Origin of the sequence: Streptomyces sp. NPDC017520, from assembly GCF_044329855.1 — a bacterium.
Classification (GTDB): Bacteria; Actinomycetota; Actinomycetes; order Streptomycetales; family Streptomycetaceae; genus Streptomyces.
The window spans coordinates 254,440-274,029 of the sequence record NZ_JBIRKB010000008.1 but is presented as its reverse complement, the minus strand read 5'-3'; the positions used below and the strand labels follow the sequence as shown (position 1 = coordinate 274,029).

16 protein-coding genes are annotated in these 19,590 nt (G+C 72.9%); 4 read left to right on the top strand and 12 right to left on the bottom strand.

Features of this window, described 5'->3' with window-relative positions:
- Positions 1-122: 122 nt before the first annotated feature.
- From cobT to ACH4KB_RS21260, 6 genes are all read right to left on the bottom strand, one after another.
- The gene (cobT, locus tag ACH4KB_RS21285; protein ID WP_398067446.1) at positions 123-3,839 is read right to left on the bottom strand and encodes a nicotinate-nucleotide--dimethylbenzimidazole phosphoribosyltransferase; all 3,717 of its coding nucleotides are present in this window, start codon (positions 3,837-3,839) and stop codon (positions 123-125) included.
- Between the two features lie 334 nt (positions 3,840-4,173).
- Positions 4,174-5,412, bottom strand: coding sequence for a precorrin-6y C5,15-methyltransferase (decarboxylating) subunit CbiE (gene cbiE / locus ACH4KB_RS21280; protein ID WP_398067445.1), 1,239 nt, complete (start codon positions 5,410-5,412; stop codon positions 4,174-4,176).
- 109 nt (positions 5,413-5,521) lie between these two features.
- Positions 5,522-6,208 carry a GNAT family N-acetyltransferase gene (locus ACH4KB_RS21275; RefSeq protein ID WP_398067444.1) on the bottom strand — a complete coding sequence of 229 codons (687 nt, stop codon included), beginning with the start codon at positions 6,206-6,208 and terminating at the stop codon, positions 5,522-5,524.
- Positions 6,209-6,309: 101 nt separating this feature from the next.
- Entirely contained in the window at positions 6,310-7,176 is an 867-nt protein-coding gene (locus ACH4KB_RS21270; RefSeq protein WP_398067443.1) for a MetQ/NlpA family ABC transporter substrate-binding protein, read from the bottom strand.
- A gap of 82 nt (positions 7,177-7,258) precedes the next feature.
- Positions 7,259-7,930, bottom strand: a complete 672-nt coding sequence (locus ACH4KB_RS21265; RefSeq protein WP_398067442.1) for a methionine ABC transporter permease — start codon at positions 7,928-7,930, stop codon at positions 7,259-7,261.
- A complete protein-coding gene (locus tag ACH4KB_RS21260; protein ID WP_398067440.1) occupies positions 7,927-9,054 on the bottom strand; it encodes a methionine ABC transporter ATP-binding protein in 1,128 nt (375 codons plus the stop codon). The genes ACH4KB_RS21265 and ACH4KB_RS21260 overlap by 4 nt, the downstream gene beginning before the upstream one ends.
- 599 nt (positions 9,055-9,653) lie before the next feature.
- Here ACH4KB_RS21260 and ACH4KB_RS21255 point away from each other — a divergent pair.
- Both ACH4KB_RS21255 and ACH4KB_RS21250 read left to right on the top strand, forming a co-directional pair.
- Positions 9,654-10,013 (top strand): hypothetical protein, encoded by a 360-nt coding sequence (locus tag ACH4KB_RS21255; protein ID WP_003970287.1) that lies wholly within the window; start codon positions 9,654-9,656, stop codon positions 10,011-10,013.
- Between the two features lies 1 nt (position 10,014).
- Positions 10,015-10,455, top strand: coding sequence for a hypothetical protein (locus ACH4KB_RS21250; protein WP_398067438.1), 441 nt, complete (start codon positions 10,015-10,017; stop codon positions 10,453-10,455).
- 36 nt (positions 10,456-10,491) lie between these two features.
- Here ACH4KB_RS21250 and ACH4KB_RS21245 read toward each other — a convergent pair whose 3' ends face one another.
- From ACH4KB_RS21245 to ACH4KB_RS21235, 3 genes are all read right to left on the bottom strand, one after another.
- The gene (locus tag ACH4KB_RS21245; protein WP_398067437.1) at positions 10,492-10,995 is read right to left on the bottom strand and encodes a GNAT family N-acetyltransferase; all 504 of its coding nucleotides are present in this window, start codon (positions 10,993-10,995) and stop codon (positions 10,492-10,494) included.
- 17 nt (positions 10,996-11,012) lie between these two features.
- Complete coding sequence (locus ACH4KB_RS21240; protein ID WP_398067436.1) at positions 11,013-11,585, bottom strand: sigma-70 family RNA polymerase sigma factor; 573 nt, start codon at positions 11,583-11,585, stop codon at positions 11,013-11,015.
- Between the two features lie 135 nt (positions 11,586-11,720).
- The gene (locus ACH4KB_RS21235; RefSeq protein ID WP_398067435.1) at positions 11,721-12,878 is read right to left on the bottom strand and encodes a glycerophosphodiester phosphodiesterase; all 1,158 of its coding nucleotides are present in this window, start codon (positions 12,876-12,878) and stop codon (positions 11,721-11,723) included.
- A gap of 263 nt (positions 12,879-13,141) precedes the next feature.
- On the opposite strand from ACH4KB_RS21235, the gene ACH4KB_RS21230 reads away from it, so the two are divergent.
- On the top strand, positions 13,142-13,813 hold the full coding sequence (locus tag ACH4KB_RS21230; protein ID WP_050359578.1) for a 1-acyl-sn-glycerol-3-phosphate acyltransferase: 672 nt from the start codon (positions 13,142-13,144) through the stop codon (positions 13,811-13,813).
- A 109-nt stretch (positions 13,814-13,922) separates the two neighbouring features.
- Here ACH4KB_RS21230 and ACH4KB_RS21225 read toward each other — a convergent pair whose 3' ends face one another.
- Positions 13,923-15,467 carry an MFS transporter gene (locus tag ACH4KB_RS21225; RefSeq protein ID WP_398067433.1) on the bottom strand — a complete coding sequence of 515 codons (1,545 nt, stop codon included), beginning with the start codon at positions 15,465-15,467 and terminating at the stop codon, positions 13,923-13,925.
- Positions 15,464-16,015 carry a TetR/AcrR family transcriptional regulator gene (locus tag ACH4KB_RS21220; protein WP_398067432.1) on the bottom strand — a complete coding sequence of 184 codons (552 nt, stop codon included), beginning with the start codon at positions 16,013-16,015 and terminating at the stop codon, positions 15,464-15,466. Before ACH4KB_RS21220 ends, ACH4KB_RS21225 begins: the two co-directional genes overlap by 4 nt.
- Before the next feature lie 336 nt (positions 16,016-16,351).
- On the opposite strand from ACH4KB_RS21220, the gene helR reads away from it, so the two are divergent.
- Positions 16,352-18,517: an RNA polymerase recycling motor ATPase HelR gene (gene helR, locus ACH4KB_RS21215; protein ID WP_398067430.1), complete on the top strand. Its 2,166-nt coding sequence runs from the start codon at positions 16,352-16,354 to the stop codon at positions 18,515-18,517.
- Positions 18,518-18,540: 23 nt separating this feature from the next.
- On the opposite strand, the gene ACH4KB_RS21210 is transcribed toward helR, so the two are convergent.
- A complete protein-coding gene (locus ACH4KB_RS21210; RefSeq protein WP_398067429.1) occupies positions 18,541-19,512 on the bottom strand; it encodes an aldo/keto reductase in 972 nt (323 codons plus the stop codon).
- Positions 19,513-19,590: the final 78 nt, after the last annotated feature.

Sequence of the window (19,590 nt, the reverse complement as noted above, 5' to 3'; positions counted from 1 at the left end):
TGGGGGGGCGGGGGGGGGGGGGGGGGGGGGGGGGGGGGGGGGGGGGGGGGGGGGGGTTTTTTTGGGGGGGGGGGGGGGGGGGGGGGGGGCCGGGGGGGCCCCGGCCCCGCCCTGCCCCCCTGCTACTTCTCCGTCACGCCCGCCGAGTCGAACGTCGCCACTTCGTGCATCGCGCGCGCCGCGCTCTGCACGATCGGGAGCGCCAGCAGCGCGCCGGTTCCCTCGCCCAGGCGCAGGTCGAGGTCGACCAGCGGGCGCAGGCCCAGCTTGTTGAGCGCGGCTACGTGGCCGGGCTCCGCGCTGCGGTGGCCGGCGATGCAGGCCGCCAGTGCCTCGGGGGCGATGGCGCGGGCCACCAGGGCCGCCGCGCCCGCGCTCACGCCGTCCAGGATCACCGGCGTACGCAGGGAGGCCCCGCCCAGGAGGAAGCCGGCCATCGCCGCGTGCTCCAGGCCGCCGACCGCCGCGAGTACACCGATCGGGTCGGCCGGGTCCGGCTGGTGCAGGTCGAGGGCGCGGCGGACGACGTCGACCTTGCGGGCGTGCATCTCGTCGTTGATGCCGGTCCCCCGGCCGGTCACCTCGGAGGCGTCGATCCCCGTGTACACGCAGATCAGGGCCGCCGAGGCGGTGGTGTTGGCAATGCCCATCTCGCCGGTGAGCAGGGCCTTGTTGCCTGCCGCCACCAGGTCCCGGGCGGTCTCGATGCCCACCTCGATCGCCGCGAGGACCTCTTCCCGGGAGAGTGCGGGGCCCGTCGTGAAGTCCGCTGTTCCCGCGCGTACCTTGCGGGGCAGCAGCCCCGGGGTCGCCGGCAGGTCCGTGGCCACGCCTACGTCCACGACACAGACCTCGGCGCCGACCTGGGCCGCGAAGGCGTTGCACACGGCTCCGCCGCCCAGGAAGTTCGCCACCATCTGGGCGGTGACCTCCTGCGGCCAGGCGGTGACGCCCTGGGCGTGCACCCCGTGGTCGCCGGCGAAGATCGCGACGGCCGCGGGCTCCGGGATCGGCGGCGGGCACATCCGGGAGAGCCCGGACAGCTGTGCGGAGATGATCTCCAGCATGCCGAGCGCGCCGGCGGGCTTCGTCATCCGCTTCTGGCGCTCCCACGCCTCGCCGAGCGCCTTCGCGTCCAGCGGGCGGATGGCGGAGATCGTCTCCTGGAGCAGGTCGTGCGGCTCGGCACCGGGCAGCGCGCGACGGCCGTACGTCTCCTCGTGGACGACCCAGGACAGCGGGCGGCGCTTGGACCAGCCCGCCTGCATCAGCTCGGGCTCCTCGGGGAACTCGTCGACGTAGCCGACGCACAGGTAGGCCACGACCTCCAGGTGCTCGGGGAGGCCGAGCGCGCGGACCATCTCCCGCTCGTCGAAGAAACTGACCCAGCCGACGCCGAGGCCTTCGGCGCGTGCGGCGAGCCACAGGTTCTCGACGGCGAGGGCCGAGGAGTACGGGGCCATCTGGGGCTGGGTGTGCCGGCCGAGGGTGTGGCGGCCGCCGCGGGTGGGGTCGGCGGTCACGACGATGTTGACCGGGGTGTCGAGGATCGCCTCGATCTTCAGTTCCTTGAACTGCTTCGCCCGGCCCTTGGGCAGCGACTTGGCATAGGCGTCGCGCTGGCTCTGGGCCAGTTCGTGCATGGAGCGGCGGGTCTCCGCGGAGCGGATGACGACGAAGTCCCACGGCTGCGAGTGGCCGACGCTCGGCGCGGTGTGCGCCGCCTCCAGCACCCGGAGCAGGACCTCGTGCGGAATCGGGTCGCTGCGGAAGCCGTTGCGGATGTCCCGGCGCTCGCGCATGACCCGCAGGACCGCTTCCCGTTCGGCGTCGTCGTAACCGGGGGCGGGCGGGGTGAACGGCTCGGCCTGTCCGGCGGGTTCCGCGGCTTCGGTGGGTTCCGCGGCTTCGGTGGGTTCCGCGGCTTCGGCGGGCCCTTCGAGCTGCTGTGCCGCCTCCGGCTGCCGCGGTGTCTCGGTGTGCTGCGGTGCTTCGATGCGCTGCGGTGCTTCAGCCTGTGCCTGGTGGTCGGCGGTGGGTACCTGAGGGGCGGGTGCCTGCTGTTCGGCGGGTGCCTGGGGGGCCGGCGCCGGCGGCTCCGGGAGCTCCGGTGTCTCGATGACCTCGGGGCCGGTACCGTCCTCGGCTTCGGGCGCGGCCACGTCGCCCGCTGCTGCCGCCGTTGCGCCGCCGGGCTCGGGGGCGGGAGTGGCTTCCCGTTCCGCTACGGGGAGTTGCTGGGCCGTCGGCTCCTGCGCCTCCGACCCCTCGGCTCCCTCCGCTTTCCCCGCCTCCTCCGTCGCGGGCTCGGCCGACTCCACCGGTCCCACGGGCTCCACCGGCTTAACAGCGATGGGCTGCACGGGCTCGGGAGCGAGCGGCTCGGCCGCCGGCTCCGGCGCGACCACTTCCGGGGCCACAGCAGCTTCCGGGGCAGCGAGGGCTTCCGGGCTCTCGGCAACTGCTGCCGCCGGGGCCGGCTCAGGAGCCGGTTCGACGGGCCGCTCCTGCTCGGGCGCCACCGCCCCGGGCTGTACCACCGGCGCGGCGACAGGCGTTTCCTGTACCGGGGCCTGGGGTTCGGGGGCTGCGGTCTCCACCGGGACGGCCTGGGCCTCGGGCTCCGGGGCCGTGGCGGCACCGTCCTGCGCCGCCACCGGCTCCGGCGGCGCGGATGCGGCCACCTCGTCGGCCGGAGCCTGAGCGGGTGCCTCTGCCGGAGCCTCCGGCCGGGCCGCCCCGGGCTCCGGGACGACTACGGGACCGGCGGGGGGCGTCTCCACGGCGGCCGGCTCGGGAACGGCCGTTTCTGCCGGGGCGGCCTGCGGGGCCTGTTCGGGCTGCGCGGCGGCGGGCTGCACCGGCTGCTCGACCGGGGCCGCCGAAACCGCCGCCGGGGCGGCCACGGCCACCGGCTCGGCCGGCTGTACCGCCTCAGCCGCCTCGACCGGCGGGGCTTCCCCGACCGGCTCCTCGGCCTCGACCACGGTCTCGGTCTGTTCAACCGCCGGGGCCTGCTCGACCACGACGGGCTCGACCACGACGGGCTCGACCGCCGGCTGCTCGGCCTCGACGACCTGTACCGGCTCGGGCCGGCGGGCCGTATCGGCCTGCGCCGGCTCCGCGATGACCTGCTCCGGCTCCGGCTGCGGCGGCTGAGCCCCCCACGGGGCGCCGGCCTGCGGCGGGATCTCGCCCAGCTGCGGGCCGGGCAGGGCCGAGGGGTCCTCGGCCGGGACGTCGACGTACTCGGGGACGGCTGCCGGCGGGCCCGCGTGGCGTGCCGGGGCGGCGGTCCGGGCGGCCCCGGCGGGGCCCCGGTCGGCCAGCGAGCGCACGACACCGCCCTGCGTACCGCCGTACGTCGGGGCCTCGGCGGCGACGGGGCCCCGGTGCAGCGGGCGGCGGGCGGGGGCGGCGGTGTGCGCACCGACCGGTGCGGGTGCCGGGTTGCGTACGCCGTCGAGGTCCACGGAGCCGGAGTCGCGGCCACCGGACTCATGGGTGCTGTGCGGCTCGGCGGGAGCGGCGGCGGGGGCGACCTGGCCCTGCTGCGCGGGGAGCTGCTGGGCCTGGGTCCGGGGCGCACCGTGGTCGGGAGCGGTGGGCTGCGCCACCGCGGTCTGCGCGGCGGGCTGGCCCTGCGCGGGGGCCGGGGCGGCCTGCGGGTCGCTCCAGGCGCCCTGGGAGGTCGGCATCAGCAGAAGGTCGTCGTCCTCGGGAGTGTGCTCGGAGGGGTCGAGGAAGGTGTACGCGTCCGGGGCGGGGATGCCCGGCTGCTCCACCATGCCTGCGTTCTCCGGCAGTCCCTCGCCCGGGATCTGGCCGGTGTCAGTCATGCGTACCCCTCGCCCATCGTCAGTGCTCCTTCGGCCCTTCGCCCGGGACGCCGAACCACGGCACGCCGGTGCTCGTCATCAAGAACGAGCGGGCTCGCCGCGCGGCACGAAACGCCCGCGGGGCTTCCTATTCTCGCGGCCGTTCGCCGCCGCGGCAGGCTGTCCTGCCACGGCTCGCTGTGGACTGCGCCACGTTGCGCGTCCCCCGGGTTGTGCCGTACCACAGTGCGGACCAAAACAGTCCACTTTTCCGGACATTGACGAACGAAGCGACGAACGGCCGGGTGCGGTACAACAATCCGCCAGCCTACCTTCCGCACCGGGCCGAGCGGGGTCAGGGGGCGAGGTCCGAACGGCGTCCGGACAGCAGGAACACGACCGACCTCTCGCGCTCGGTCCAGGCCGTGGTATCCAGGTCGACGGACTGGAGCAGCGCGCATTCGACCGTGTAGCCGTTGCCGGTGAGCGCCCCGCCGAGGGCCTCGGCCTCGTCGCGGGTCGAGGCGTGGGTCACGATGCGTTCGGGGCGGCGGTCGGCGACCGCCGTGGCCACGGCGACTCCCCCGCCGCCGATCCGTACGACGTCCGGTTCGGGCAGCCGTTCCAAAACGTGCGGGGCGCGGCCGTGGACGACCTGGACGGGGACGCCGAAGGCGCGGGCCGCGGCCTCGGTGCGGGCGCAGGCGGCCGGGTCGTCGTCCACGGCCAGGACCGCCGCGCCGAAGCGGGCCGCCTCGACGGCGAGGGCGCCGCTGCCGGAGCCGATGTCCCAGACCAGGTCGCCGGTGCGGGGGCCGAGGCGGGCGAGCTGGGCGGCGCGCAGGCCGGGGAACTCGCCCTCGCCGGACTCCTGCATCCGCTCGGCCCCGGCGGCCCGGTAGGCCTCGGCGGGCAGGGCCCAGCCCCGTATCCCCTGGGGGTAGGCGGGCTGGCGGCCGGCGATCCAGGCGCCGGTGGCGGTGGTCTCGGGGCCGCCGCCGATGACGATGACGACGTTGGGGTCGCGCCAGGCGTGGTCGGCCGCCTTGTCGGAGGTGAGGACGGTGACGCGCTCGCGGGCGGTGCCGAGTTCCTCGCAGATCACGAAGGTGCGGTGGACTCCGTCGAGGAGCAGGGCCAGTTCGGCCGGTCCGGCGCCCGGTGAGGTGAGGACGGCGACCTTGTGGTGGGCCCGGCAGACGTTGACCGCGCGGCGCAGGGTGCGGGGGTGGGCGACGACGATCTGGGCGTCGTCCCAGGGCATGCCGGCCCGGGCGAAGGCGGTGGCCACGGAGGAGACGGCGGGGAGAGATTCGACTTCCAGGCCGTGTTCGCGGGCGCGCAGGGTGCGGACGACGCCGAAGAAGCCGGGGTCGCCGTCGGCGAGGACCACGGCGCTGCCGCGGTGTCCGGCGATCCTGCGGGCGGCGAGGTCGACGCTGCCGAGGCGGATGCGTTCGGCGTGCGGGGGCACTTCCGGCAGGGTGAGGTGGTGGGCGGCGCCGGCGACGAGCGTGGCGGCCGAGAGCGCGGCCGTGGCCGCTCTGGTCAGTGGCGAGCCGTCCCAGCCGATCACCGTGACCCGGTCGGCCATCGTCGTCTGTCTCCTGGGGTGTCGGAGGGAGCGGGGCGTTGCCCGCGCGGTGCGGGGCAGGGGTGAGAGTACCTGGTCCGGACCTTGGGCTTCCGGGGGGCCTCGGGCTCTACTTCCAGTTGTTGTACGTGCCGTATTCGCCGGCGTCGGCGAGCTGTTCCGCGACCCCTTCGAGATCTTCGGGGAGGAGTCCCCAGACGATCAGGTCGGTGCGGATGTCGGTCCAGCCGCCGTCGGCGCCGTTCTCGGTCCGGGTGCGGGCGATGCGGGCGTTGCGCAGGACGCCCTCGCTGATGCAGCCGAGCTTCTGGGCGACCTGCTGGGAGGCGGTGTTGTCGGCGGGGGTGCGCAGCTCGATGCGTTCGAAGCCCTGGTCGCGGAAGAGCCACTGGGCTATCGCGAGCACGGATTCGGTGGCGTACCCCTCGCCGCGCGCCCAGGGGGCGGTGATGTAGCGGACCTCGGTGGAGCGGGTACGCCAGTCCGTGTCGAGGAGGCGGACGCTGCCGACGAGCCGCTGGGTGAGGAACTCGGTGACGGCGAGGGCGATGCCGTGGCCCCCGGTGCGCTCAGCAGGAGCGATCCTGCGTACCCAGCGTTCGGCGTCGACCTGGGTGTACGGGTTGGGCCCGTCCATCCACGCGACGACCGTCTCGTCGTTCATCATCTCGATGTACGCGGGGATGTCGGCCATCTCGAAGGGGCGCATCACCAACCTGTCCGTGCTGATGGAGATGGACGGAAAGGTGGTAGTCATGCGCAGCTCCATGCCGAAGACCGGGTAAAAGCACAGCATGCAGCATCGGGTCCGCCTTGTGCATGGGCGGGTCGGCACGACGGAGCCCCGCGCCTCCGGGAGGGAAGTGCGGGGCTCCGCCGGCAAGTGCCGGGTGGGCGTCAGGACTTGGCGGGGGCGCCGAAGGCCGGGACGATCGAGCCCTGGTAGGTGTCCTCGATGAACTTCTTGACCTCGTCGGAGTTGAGGAGCTTCGCGAGCTTCTCGACGCGCGGGTCCTTCTCGTTGCCGTCCTTGACCGCCAGGAAGTTGGCGTACGGGTTGCCCTCGGCCTTCTCCAGGGCGAGGGAGTCCTTGCCGGGCTTCAGGTCGGCCTCGATGGCGTAGTTGCCGTTGATGACGGCGGCGTCCACGTCGCCCAGGGCGCGGGGCACGGTGGCGGCCTCCAACTCCTTGAACTCCAGGCCCTTCTTGTCGGTGATGTCGCTCAGCCTGGCGCTGGTGCCGACACCGTCCTTGAGGGTGATGAGGCCGTTCTCGGCGAGCAGCTGGAGGGCGCGGCCGCCGTTGGTGGTGTCGTTGGGAACGGCGACGGTCTGGCCGGCCTTGATGTCCTTGAGGTCCTTGACCGTCTTGGAGTAGAGGCCCAGCGGCTCCAGGTGGACGTTGACCACCGGCACGATGGTGGTCTTCTGCTTCGCGTTGAAGTCGTCCAGGTAGGGCTTGTGCTGGAAGAAGTTGGCGTCGACCTGACCGCTCTGGGTGGCGGTGTTCGGCAGGACGTAGTCCGTGAACTCCTTGACCTCCAGGTTGAGGCCCTCCTTCTTCGCCAGGTTCTTCTTGACGAAGTTCAGGATGTCGGCGTGCGGCGTCGGGGACGCGGCGACGACCAGGGCCTTGGAGGTGTCGGCGTTCGAGCCGGTCTCGCTCTTGGCTGCCGGGTCGGAGGCCGTACCGCAGGCGCTCAGGCCCAGGGCGAGGGCGGCGGCGGAAGCGGCGGTTGCGGTGATCTTGATGTTCTTGCGCACGAAAAGTGCCTCTTTCTTGTGGTGGTGCGCCCGGACAAGGAGTTCGGGCTCGGTGGTGACAGAAAGTTCAGGGGGGCGGGCCTCAGGAGGCGGTGCGGCCGCGGCGGGCCAGCAGCCGGACGGCGATGTCGCCGATCAGCTGGATCACCGTGACGATGACGACCAGCAGCGCGACGGTGACCAGCATGAACCGGTTGTCGAAGCGCTGGAATCCGTTGGTGATGGCCTGGGAGCCGAGCCCTTCGCCGCCGACCGCGCCGGCCATCGCGGAGTAGCCGATGAGCACGATGAGGGTGGTGGTGACGCCCGAGACGAGCGAGGGCAGGGCCTGCGGGAGGAGCACCTTGCGGACGATCGTGGGGATGGAGCCGCCCATCGACTGCACCGCCTCGACGAGTCCGTGGTCGACCTCGCGGATCGCCGTCTCGACGAGCCGGGCGAAGAACGGGATGGCTCCGACGGCGAGCGGCACGATCATCGCGGTGGGACCGATGAAGGTGCCGACGACCCAGGTGGTGAAGGGGATCAGGGCGATCAGCAGGATGATGAACGGCAGGGAGCGGCCGATGTTCACGATCACGCCGATGACCTTGTTCACCAGGGTGTTCTGGAGCAGTCCGCCCTTGTCGGTGAGGACCAGGAGGATGCCGAGCGGCAGTCCGCCGGCGACGGTGACCAGGGCGGACCACAGCACCATGTAGAGGGTGTCGACGGTGCCCTGGGTCAGCAGGGGCTGCATTTCGGACCAGGTCACTTGACGACCTCCTTGGTGAGCGCGGCGGACTCCTTGGTGGGCGCGGCGGGCGTCTGCTCCGGTACGACGGTGGCGGGCGCGTCGGTCAGGTCGGTCCCGGTGCCGGCCTCCGGGCCGGTCGCGTCCTCGACGACCTCGGCCTGGAGGCCCTGCTCCCGCAGGAAGCCGATGGGAACGACGTTCTCCTCGAAGCGGCCGGGCAGCTCGATGCGCATCCGGCCGATCTGCTTGCCGCCGACGGTGTCCATCGCGGCGCCGAGGATCGAGATGTCGATGTTGTACGTACGGGAGAGCTGGGAGATGACCGGCTGGGAGGCCGATTCCCCCTGGAAGGTGACGTCGACGACCGTGCGGTCGGGGCCGGAGGCGGTCCCGCCGACCGGGAACAGCTCGTGGGCCAGTTCGGAGCCGGGGGTGGCGAGGAGTTCCGCGACGGTCCCGGACTCAACTATCCGGCCGCGCCGCATGAGCGCCGCGGAGTCGCAGACGGTCTTGACGACGTCCATCTCGTGGGTGATGAGCAGGACGGTCAGGCCGAGCTGCTGGTTGAGGTCGCGCAGCAGCTGGAGGATGGAGCGGGTGGTCTCGGGGTCGAGTGCGGAGGTCGCCTCGTCCGAGAGCAGCACCTGGGGGTCGCCCGCCAGGGCGCGGGCGATGCCCACGCGCTGCTTCTGACCGCCGGAGAGCTGACCGGGGTAGGCCTTCGCCTTGTCGGCGAGGCCGACCAGGTCGAGGAGGTCCCTGGCCTTGCGGGTGCGTGCCTGGCCGGAGACGCCGAGGATCTCCAGCGGCAGCTCCACGTTGTCCAGGACGGTGCGGGAGTCCAGCAGGTTGAAGTGCTGGAAGACCATGCCGATGCGGGTGCGGGCCCGGCGCAGCTCGGCGCTCGCCCGCCGGCCGCGGCCGGCGAGAGCGGTGAGGTCCTGGCCGGCCACCGTCACGGTGCCGGAGGTGGGGCGTTCCAGGAGGTTGACGCAGCGGATGAGGGAGGATTTGCCGGCGCCGCTCTGGCCGATGACGCCGTACACCTCGCCTTCGCGGACGTGCAGGTCGACGCCGTCGAGTGCGGTGACCTCACGGTCGCGCGACTGGTAGACCTTCGTGAGGCCCGTCGTGGTGATCACAGGGGTTTCCGTCACTGTCGAGTGCGCGGCGCGGTGTCCGCCGGGCACGGGGCATTCGTCTGAAGAGACTCTTCGGGCTGGTCGGCCGGGTGTCTCGGCATGGCTGTACGCGGCGGTCGGCCGGGGGGCAGCTCATGCGCGGGCGCGCTCGTTCCGCAGGGTGCGGACGGCGCAGGCTCGGTCTCGCTTCGGGGCGCGAGGCTCAGGCGGGGGCCCTCAGAAGGCGCGCATTCGACACATACAACGAGCACCGGGCGTGCTGATCGCCTCGGTCGCAAGGGTGCGGCTGCTCGTCGTGGTCATGGGCCAAGTAAAACAGACGTGAGGTCTCCGCGATCCCGGCTGTCCGCATAGCGGACGGTGCTGGATGGCCGGATGCCGACCTTCCGGTTACGCCGGAAGGCGCGCGGCGCACGGCTGTGACCTGCGACGACAGGGTGATCGCAGGGGCGGGTCCAGGGGTGACCGGGCGGCCGGGGAGCGGAACCTTGGCCACCGGTTGTGGCCAAGGCCACGATGCGGGCCCCGGTGCGGTGGCCGCCCGGGTGGTGGCCGGGGGCGCACGCGGGCGGGCGTTCCGTCCGTAATACCCTCGACCCATGCTTGACGCCCTGACGGTCGCGGTCGCCGTGACCGCGCTCGCCCTCGCCGCCTGGTGCGGACATGCCGCCTACCGGGACCAGCCGACGAAGGACTGGCATTTCATCGGGATGGCGGTCGTCTCCGTGCTGGCGTTGGCCCAGTTGGTCGTGGGCGTCGTGCAGCTGGCGCGCGGGGAGCGGCCGGAGCAGGGAATGGCGGTGTTCATCGCCTATCTGATCGGTTCGTTCGCCGCCGTGCCCGCGGCCGGATTCCTGTCGTTGACCGAGCGGACCCGCTGGGGTTCGGTCACGGTCGCGGCGGGCGCGGTCGTGCTGGCGGTTCTGGAGGTCCGGCTCTATGACATCTGGGGAAACTGACGTGAGCGACACCGACCGCCCCGAGGTGGCCAGGGCCCCGAAGCCGTCCTTCGAACTGGGCACCGGTCCCGGCCGGGTCCTGGTCTGGTTCTACGGGGTGTTCACGGTGGCGGCGGCCTCGCGGACGATCGTCGAGATGGCCCGGGGCTTCGACCGGGCGCCGTTGGCGTACGCGCTCTCGGCCGTCGCGGCCCTGGTGTACGGCTTCATCACGTACTCGCTGGTGCGCGGCGGCGAGAAGGCCCGCCGGGCGGCGCTGGTGTGCTGTGCCGCGGAGCTGCTCGGTGTGCTGGTCGTCGGCGCGTGGACGCTGGTCGAGCCGGCCGCCTTCCCGGACTCGACGGTGTGGTCGGACTTCGGGATGGGTTACCTCTTCATCCCGGTGATCCTGCCGGTCACCGGGATGATCTGGCTGCGCCGCGCGAAGACGGTCGCGGTGTAGCGACGCCCCTCCGGCCCCGCCGCGCGCGGCGCACGGTCAGGCGCTGGCCACGTAGTCCCGGTCGGCCGCGTTCTTCTCCAGCAGGACCATCCGGACGCCGTCGGCTCCGGTGACGGCCCCGACCTGGGCGTATCCGGCCCGCCGGTAGAGCCGCAGATTGCCCTCGCTGCGGTGTCCGCTGTGCAGCCGGAAGCGGGTCGCCGCCCGCTCGGCGGAGAGCGCCGACTCGGCGGCGAGCAGCAGCCTGGCCCCGAGGCCGTGGCCCTGGAGCCGGGGGTGGACGCAGAGCTTGCCGATGAGGCCCGTGCCGTCCGGGTCGGTGCCCCCTCGGACCGAGCCGACGACCTCGTCCCCGAGCCGGGCCACGAACACCAGGTCGTCGGCGACTTCGGAGCGCAGGGATTCGAGGGTCTGGACGAGCGGGTCGATCCGGTAGTTGTCGTACAGCTCCGCCTCGCGCTGGAAGCAGAGGTACTGAAGTCTGAAGATCTGCTCGACGTCCTGTGCCGTCGCCGCCGAGATGGTCACGCTCATGCCCATGTGTGCACGCCTCCCGCTCACCTGTTCGCCGGTTGCCTACCGCTCCCTTCCCGCACGGAAGGAGCTACAACCTCCGCAGCCAGCATTCTGCGCAGACATCCAAGGCAACGGGAACGGATCGGGCCCAAGCTCCCCTGTGACATACCCAACTCCCCTGCGATTTCCCGGTAGGTCGGGTCGCTGGGCGCGAGCATCGCCTCCAGCAGCCGGGGGCAGTGCCCGGGCAGCCGGGCCATCGCGGAGCGCAACGCCCGGCGTTCGGCGGCCCCGAGGGCGACGCGTTCCGGACAGTCGGCCGGCCCGGCGGCGGGCTCCGTTCCGGCGTACGGGCGTTCCCGCCGGGCCGCGCGGCGTCCCCGGCGGGCCTCGCCTCGTACGGTGTCGCGCACCCAGCGGGCCGCGTCGGCGGGTGGTCCAGCGGCGGCCGGGCGCTCCAGCAGCCGCACCCAGACGCTCTGTTCGAGGTCGGCGGGGTCGAGCCCGGCGGCCGGGGCCTCGGCCCTCGCCTCCGCGCGCACCAGGGGCTGTAAGGCACGGACGACGAGGGCGGTGGCAGCGGCCGGGCCGGGGTCGTGATCGGGAAGCGTCATGCCCCGGCGGACGTGCCGTGAGGGCCGCCGGTTGCCCGGGCAGCGTTCCACCACTCGACCGGGGGACGCCGGGGCGGGCGGGCTGACGGCGCACCCCGTGTACGAGTGGTGCGCCGCGCCCGCCTCCGTACCGGGTCAGCGCCCGGCGTGGTCCGCCGCCGCGAGCAGCGCCGTGTCCGGATGGTCGGCGAAGATGCCGTCGATGCCGGTGGCGAGGTAGGCGGCGCAGGCGCCGAACACGTCACCGTAGGCGTTGGGGTCGGTGCCGCGCCGGAAGTCGGCGGGCAGGAAGCTGTTCTCGTTGCGCAGCGTGTACGGGTGCAGCCGCAGGCCCTTGGCGTGCGCGTCCCGTACCAGCGTGGTCGGGGTGGTGAGCCGTCCCGAGGCGTCCTTGGGGATGACGAGGTCGAGGGTGGGGCCGATGCCCTGGGCGAAGGAGGCCATCCACTTCAGCCCGGCGGGGGTCACCAGGTCGGCGACGGTGCGCGGGTCGCCCGACTCGACGAAGTCCCAGGGGCGCTCCTTCGGGCCGGAGAGCAGGACGATGCGCGGGGTGTCGACGAGGCGCGCGAGGCGCTGGACCGAGCCGGGCTCGAAGGACTGGAGGATGAGCGCGGAGTTCCTGCGGTCCCGGCCGTAGCGGCGCAGCAGCCGGGCGAGCGGCTCCTCCAGGCCGAGGCCCAGCTTGCGGAAGTAGGTGGGGTGCTTGGTCTCCACGTACAGCCAGACCGGCTGGGAGCGCTTGCGGCCCTCCTGCTCCGCCCAGCGCAGCACCTCCTCGAAGGTGGGGACCGTCCAGCGGCCGTCGTAGAGGGTGTTGTCCGGTCGATTGCGCGGGATGCGCTCCTTGGCCCGCAGGGTCTTCAGCTCGGCGAGGGTGAAGTCCTCGGTGAACCAGCCGGTCAGGGAGACGCCGTCGATGCTCTTGGTCGTCCTGCGGCCGGCGAACTCGGGGTGGTCGGCGACGTCGGTGGTGGCGGTGATGTCGTTCTCGTGGCGGCAGACGAGGTGGCCGTCCTTGGTCGGCACGAGGTCCTGCTCGATGATGTGCGCACCCATGTCGAGGGCCAGCTGGTAGGAGCCGAGGGTGTGCTCGGGGCGGTAGCCGCTGGCCCCGCGGTGGCCGATGACCGTCGGCACGGGCAGATCGCGCAGCGATCCGTGGCCGCCGCCGTGGCCGCGGCCCCGCTCGGCCGCCTGGGCGGTGGCGGGCAGGCCCAGGGCCGCGGTACCGAGGACCGCGGCGCCCAGGAGGCTCCGCCGGCCAGGGGTCTTCCGCGCACGCTCCGTCATGAATGCTCCTCGCTTGATGATGTCCGGGACCGGTCGAGCGAGGCCTGATCGTAGGCTGGGAGGTGTACGAAAGGGCAGACCGTCGGCCAACATGGCGGAAACACACGTCAACACCGCGTATCCGCTTCGTGAACCCGATGTGCGATCAGCGCATACCCGCGAGTATCGTCCTCACCTGCACCGACCATCACCCGTCGGCACCGGCCACCGCCCGTACGACCCATTCCATCGCGGCCGGCCAGGCCACGACACCGGAGGAACCGTTGTCCCGTCTCACGGTCATCAAGGCAGTGCTCGGACCGATTCTGCGCCTGATGTTCCGCCCACAGGTGGAAGGCGTCGAGAACATTCCCGGGACCGGGCCGGTGATCCTCGCGGGCAATCACCTCACGTTCATCGACTCGATGATCATGCCGATCTGCTGCGACCGGCCGGTGTTCTACATCGGCAAGGACGAGTACGTCACGGGCAAGGGCCTCAAGGGCAAGCTGATGGCCTGGTTCTTCACCGGCTGCGGCATGATCCCGGTGGACCGGGACGGCGGCCGGGGCGGGGTCGCGGCGCTGATGACCGGGCGCCGGGTGCTGGAGGAGGGGCAGGCCTTCGCGATCTACCCCGAGGGCACCCGTTCCCCCGACGGCCGGCTCTACCGGGGCCGTACGGGCATCGCGCGGCTGACACTGATGACGGGCGCGCCGGTGATCCCGTTCGCGATGATCGGGACCGACAAGCTCCAGCCGGGCGGCGCGGGTCTGCCCCGGCCGGGCAAGGTCACGGTGCGCTTCGGTGAGCCGATGGAGTTCTCGCGCTACGAGGGCATGGACCGCGACCGCTATGTGCTGCGGGCGGTGACCGACTCGGTGATGGCCGAGGTGATGCGGCTGTCCGGCCAGGAGTACGTGGACATGTACGCGACGAAGGCGAAGGCGGCCTGACCTCGTACGACGGTTTCGGCGGAGGCAGCCCGTCCCGCGGAGCGGCTACGGCGGAGGGCCCGCGCCCCCTTGGTGGGGGTGCGGGCCCTCCGTCGTACGGTCGAGCGCCCTACGGGTGCTCGACGCCGTCCTCCAGCTTCTGGCCCCGCAGCAGGAACCAGGCCGCGACCGCGGCCGCCAGCAGTACCGCCGCACCGACGCCCGCGGCCGACCGCAGTCCGTCGACGAACGCCTCCTGGGCCGCCGAGACCAGCGGCCCGGCCTGGGCGGCGGGCAGGGCCCCGGCGGCCTCGACCGCGCCGCCCAGTGACTCGTGGGCGGCCGACTCGACGTCGGCGGGGATGCCGGACGGGGTGGGGAAGCCCCGGTAGACGCCGGTGACGATGGAGCCGAGCAGGGCGATACCGAGGGCCGCGCCCAGTTCGTACGCGGTCTCGGAGACGGCGGACGCGGAGCCCGCCTGCTCCTTCGGGACGCTGGAGAGGATCACGTCGGCGGTGACGGTGAAGGCGAAGCCCGCGCCGACGCCGACGACCAGCAGCATGGAGCCGAGCAGCGGATACCCGGTGTTCTGGTCGAGCAGCGTCACACTGCCCAGGGCGATACCGACCGCGGCCAGGCCGCCCGAGACGACGGAACGGACCGAGAAGCGGCGGGCGGCGAACCCGGCCAGCAGACCCGCGGTCACCGCGCCGATGGCGGCGGGCAGTTCGGCGAGCCCGGCCTCCAGCGGTCCACGGCCCTGCACCAGTTGCAGGAACTGGGAGAGGAAGAAGACCAGACCCGACAGGCCGAGGATGGTCAGCAGGTCGGCGAGGACCGCGCCGGAGAAGCCCCGGTGGTGGAAGAGGCGCATGTCCAGCAGGGGCGCGGGCAGCCGCAGTTGCCTGCGGACGAACCAGGTGAGCGCGCCGACGCCGACGACGGCAGCCGCCCCGGCCTCCCAGCTCACCCCGTGCGCGGCCGCCTCCTTGATGGCGTACACGACACCGATCATGCCGGCCAGGGAGAGCCCGACGCTGAGCATGTCCCACGGGCCCGGGGCCGGGTTCTTGGACTCCGGGATCAGCTTGACGCCGACGACGACGAGGACGGCCATCACGGGCAGGTTGATGAGGAAGACCGAACCCCACCAGAAGTGTTCGAGCAGGAACCCGCCGACGACCGGACCGACGGCCGCGCCCGCCGAGGCCATCGCGCCCCAGATCCCGATGGCGAGGCTGCGCTCGCGCGGGTCGTGGAAGAGGTTGCGGATCAGGGCCAGGGTCGACGGCATCAGGGTGGCGCCCGCGACACCGAGCAACGCCCGGGCCACGATCATCATCTCGGGCGTGGTCGCGTACGCGTTGAGCACGGAGACCGCGCCGAACGCGACGGCGCCGACCAGCAGCAGCTTCTTGCGGCCGATGCGGTCGCCGAGGCTGCCCATCGAGACGAGCAGGCCGGCGATGACGAAGGAGTAGACGTCACCGATCCAGAGCAGCTGGGTGCCGGTCGGTTCGAGGTCCTCGCTGAGGAACGGGGTGGCGAGGCCGAGGACGGTCGCGTCCACGGCCACCAGCAGCACGGCGAGGACGAGGACGGCGAGCGCGATCCACCGCCCCGGGCGGCGTACGGCGTCCGGGGTGTCCGGGTTCTGGTCGATGCTGGTCATTGCTCTACGCTCCGGCGTGCTCCGCCGAGCAGCAACTCGACGACCATGTGTTGGAAATCCTGTGCGGCGACCCGCCCCGCCTGGACGGCCCAGGCGCCGGTGCCGACGAGCCCGTAGAGGGCCTCCGTCAGCCAGGCGGGGGTGAGGTCGATACGGAACTCGCCGCGCTCCTGGCCGCGGCGGAAGAAGGCGGAGACGCGGGCGTCGGCCCTGTTCCAGCCCTCGTTGACCTGGTCGCCCTCGAAGAGCTGGTTCTCGTTGACGAGGAAGGACAGCAGTCCGGCGCTGGGCTCGACGGCCGCGATGAGGCGGCGCAGCCCCTCCTCGGAGGTGTCCTCGTCGAGCCGGGCGGCGTCCAGGGCCGCCTCGAACTCCTGAATGCCGAGATTCTCCAGCGCCCTCACCAGGGCGTCGCGCCCGGCGAAGTGACGGTGGAGAGTGGCCCGGCCGATGCCCGCCGCCCTGGCGACCTCGTCCATCGTGGCGGTCGATTTGCGGGTCAGCAGGGCGGCGGCGCTGCGCAGCACCTGCTCACGGTCGAGAGTCATGAGACAACCATAACCCACATGAGACGTCATCGTCTCATCGTGGGGCCCGGGCGGGCAGCAGGAGAGGGGGGAGGGGGGGAAGGCAAGAGGGAGAGCCGGGCCGGGGCAGGGGGCCAGCCAGGGCGGCCGGCAGGGCAAGGGGGGACAGCCAAGGCGGCCGGGCCGGGGCAAGGCGGGAAACAAAAAAGTGGCCGGAGGTGAAACCACTCCTTGCCACTCTTAACTTATAGCGCACGGGGGGCCTTGCGGCAAGACCCCCCATCTGCCGCAGAATCGTCGGCCGTAGCCGGGACGGTACACCGCCCCCCGAGCGCCCCGCAGATCGGAACCGATGCCGTGACACCCCTGACCGCCAGCGCGTTCGACCTCCCCGACCGCCTCTCCGCCAAGGCCGACCCTGCGCTGATCGCCGATGACGAGCAGCACTTCGCGGCCGTCGCCCACTGCCTGGAACAGTCGATCGCCGAGCTCACCGACCGGCTCGCGGCCGAACGCAGGGCGCCCGGCGGAGCGAGCCGGCAGGCGATGGACCGGGACGTGGAGATCCACCGGCTGACCGGCCGGCTGCGCGCCCTGCGTCGGTTCGGCCTCGACCTGTGCCTCGGGCACATGGTCGCCGCGGACGGCTCCGGACCGCTGTACGTGGGACGGCTCGGGCTGACCGACAGCACGGGCCGCCGACTGCTGCTCGACTGGCGCTCCCCCGCCGCCGAGCCGTTCTTCGGGGCCACCCACGCCGATCCGATGGGCCTGGCGAGCCGCCGCCGCTACCGCTGGACCGGCGGCCGGATCAGCGACTACTGGGACGAGGTGTTCGCACCGGAGGGCTTCGCCGGTCACGCCGCGCTGGATGACCAGTCGGCGTTCATCGCCAGTCTGGGCGGCAACCGGTCGGCCCGGATGCGCGATGTCCTGGGCACCATCCAGGCCGACCAGGACGCCATCATCCGGGCGGGCTCCCGGGGCGCGCTCGTCGTCGACGGCGGGCCCGGCACCGGGAAGACCGTTGTCGCCCTGCACCGCTCCGCCTACCTCCTCCACTCCGACCCGCGCCTCGGGCACCGGCGCGGTGGTGTGCTGTTCGTCGGGCCGCACGAGCCCTATCTGGGGTACGTCGCCGATGTCCTGCCCAGCCTCGGGGAGGAGGGCGTGCAGACGTGCACCCTGCGGGACCTGGTCGCCGAGGGAGCGGAGGCGGGTGCCGAGACCGACCCGGAGGTGGCGCGGCTGAAGGCGTCGGCGGAGCTGGTGAAGGCGATCGAACCGGCCGTCCGGTTCTACGAGGAGCCGCCCGCCACGGGCGTACGGGTCCAGACGCACTGGTCCGACATCTGGCTGAGCGCCGCCGACTGGGCCTCGGCGTTCGGGGCGGCGGACCCGGGCACACCCCACAACGAGGCGCGGGACCAGATCTGGGAGGAGCTGGTCACGATCCTCGTGGACAAGCACGACGGCGACGCCCCGGAGGAACAGCTGCGCGCCTCGCTGCGGCGGAACCGGGAGCTGTTCGCCCTTTTCGACCGCGCCTGGCCGCTGGTCGAGGCGGCCGACCTGATCGGCGACCTCTGGTCCGTACCCGCCTATCTGCGCAGGTGCGCCCCCTGGCTGACCGCGGAGCAGGTCGGGCGGTTGCAGCGCCCGGACGCCGGGGCCTGGACGGTGTCCGACCTGCCTCTCCTGGACGCGGCACGGCAGCGGCTCGGCGACCCGGAGGCGTCCCGGCGCAGGCGCCGTCACGAGGCCGCGGCCGCCGCCGAGCGGGAGCAGATGGACCGGGTCGTCGAGAGTCTGCTCGCCGACGAGACCCTGGCCGACGCGGACGCGGACGGCGAGGGTGCGCTGGTGATGCTGCGCGGGGCGGATCTCCGGGAGTCCCTGGCCACCGCCGACCGGCCGAGCGGCACCGAACCCGACCTGCTGGCCGGGCCGTTCGCGCACATCGTCGTGGACGAGGCGCAGGAACTGACCGACGCCCAGTGGCAGATGCTGATCCAGCGGTGCCCGTCGCGGAGCTTCACCGTCGTCGGAGACCGTGCGCAGGCCCGGCACGGGTTCACCGAGTCGTGGCAGGAGCGGCTGGAGCGGGTCGGACTCGACCGGATCACCCTGGCCTCCCTGACCATCAACTACCGGACGCCGCAGGAGATCATGGCGGAGGCGGAGCCGGTGGTCCGGGCCGTGCTCCCCGACGCCAACGTGCCGGTCTCCGTCCGCGGCAGCGGCATCCCCGTCACGTACGGGCCCGTCGGGGAGCTGCGCACCGTGCTCGCCGAGTGGCTCGCCGCGCACGACGAGGGGATCGCCTGTGTCATCGGCGACCCGGCGTTCCGGGCGACGCCCCGCGTGCGGTCGCTGACCCCGGAGCTGTCGAAGGGCCTGGAGTTCGACCTGGTGGTCCTCGTCGATCCGGAGAGGTTCGGCGCGGGCGTCGAGGGGGCGGTGGACCGCTATGTCGCGATGACCCGGGCGACCCGGGAACTCGTCGTCCTGACGAGCGCCTGAGGCCGGCCGGGCCTGTGGGGGGCTCAGTGCCAGGGCAGTCCTGACCGGTGCCGCCAGTAGGCCTCCGGCTCCTCGACCAGGGCGTCGAGACCGGCCCGCTGCTCGTCGTCCAGGTCGACGACGGCGGCGTGCAGATTGCCCGAGAGCTGGCCCACCGTGGCGGCGCCGGAGAGCACGACGTCCGCCCAGGGCTGGTGCAGGACCAGCGCGAGGGCGACCGCGTCGCCGCCCACGCCCGCGGCGGCGGCGATCTCCTGGAAGACGGCGGGGGCCTCGTCCCCGGCGAGGCGCCCGTTGGCCATGCCCTCCTTGACGATCACGGTGAGCCCGGCGTCGTGGGCCTCGGCGAGCGCGGGGGCGGCCGAGGTCTCCAGGGCGTTGTAGGTGGCCTGGACCGTACGGAAGAGGGGCTCGCCGTCGACCGTGACGGCGAGGGCGGCCCGGATCGCGTCGGCCTGGGCGGGCCCGCTGGTGGAGAGGCCGACGGTGACGCCGTCCGCGGCCAGGGCGGCGAGCCGGCCGAGCAGTTCCTTGTCGGTGAGCGCCGGGCTGTCCGGGGTGACCGAGTGGACCTGGTAGAGGCTGAGCCGGTCGCCGAGGAGGGCCCGGGTCTCGGCGTACTGGCGCTCGAAGGTGGCGAGGCTGTGGTCCTTGACCTCGTGCTCCTCGGCCTCGACGCCCCAGTCGGCGGTGTAGGTGTACCCCCACTTGCTGCCGACGACGAGGTCGGTGAAGGAGGGCCGGGCGTCCAGCCACTCCCCCAGGAACTCCTCGGCGCGGCCGTAGGAGCGGGCGGTGTCGACGTACCGGACGCCCTGGGCGTAGGCGGCGTCCAGCAGCTCGTGGGTGCGGGCGCGCAGCGCGTCGGGGTCGCGGTCGGCGGGCAGGTCCCGGTCTCGGTGGAGATTGATGTAGCCGGGCCTCCCGACGGCGGCAAGGCCCAGCCCGATGTGGGCGGTCGGGGTCGTCGCGGCGGCCAGGGCGGCGAAGGGCATCGCGGGCTCCTCGGGGTCGGGTTTCGGTTACTCCTACCCCGGTGAGCGCGGCCCGCGACACCCTTCGCCCATCTGGTG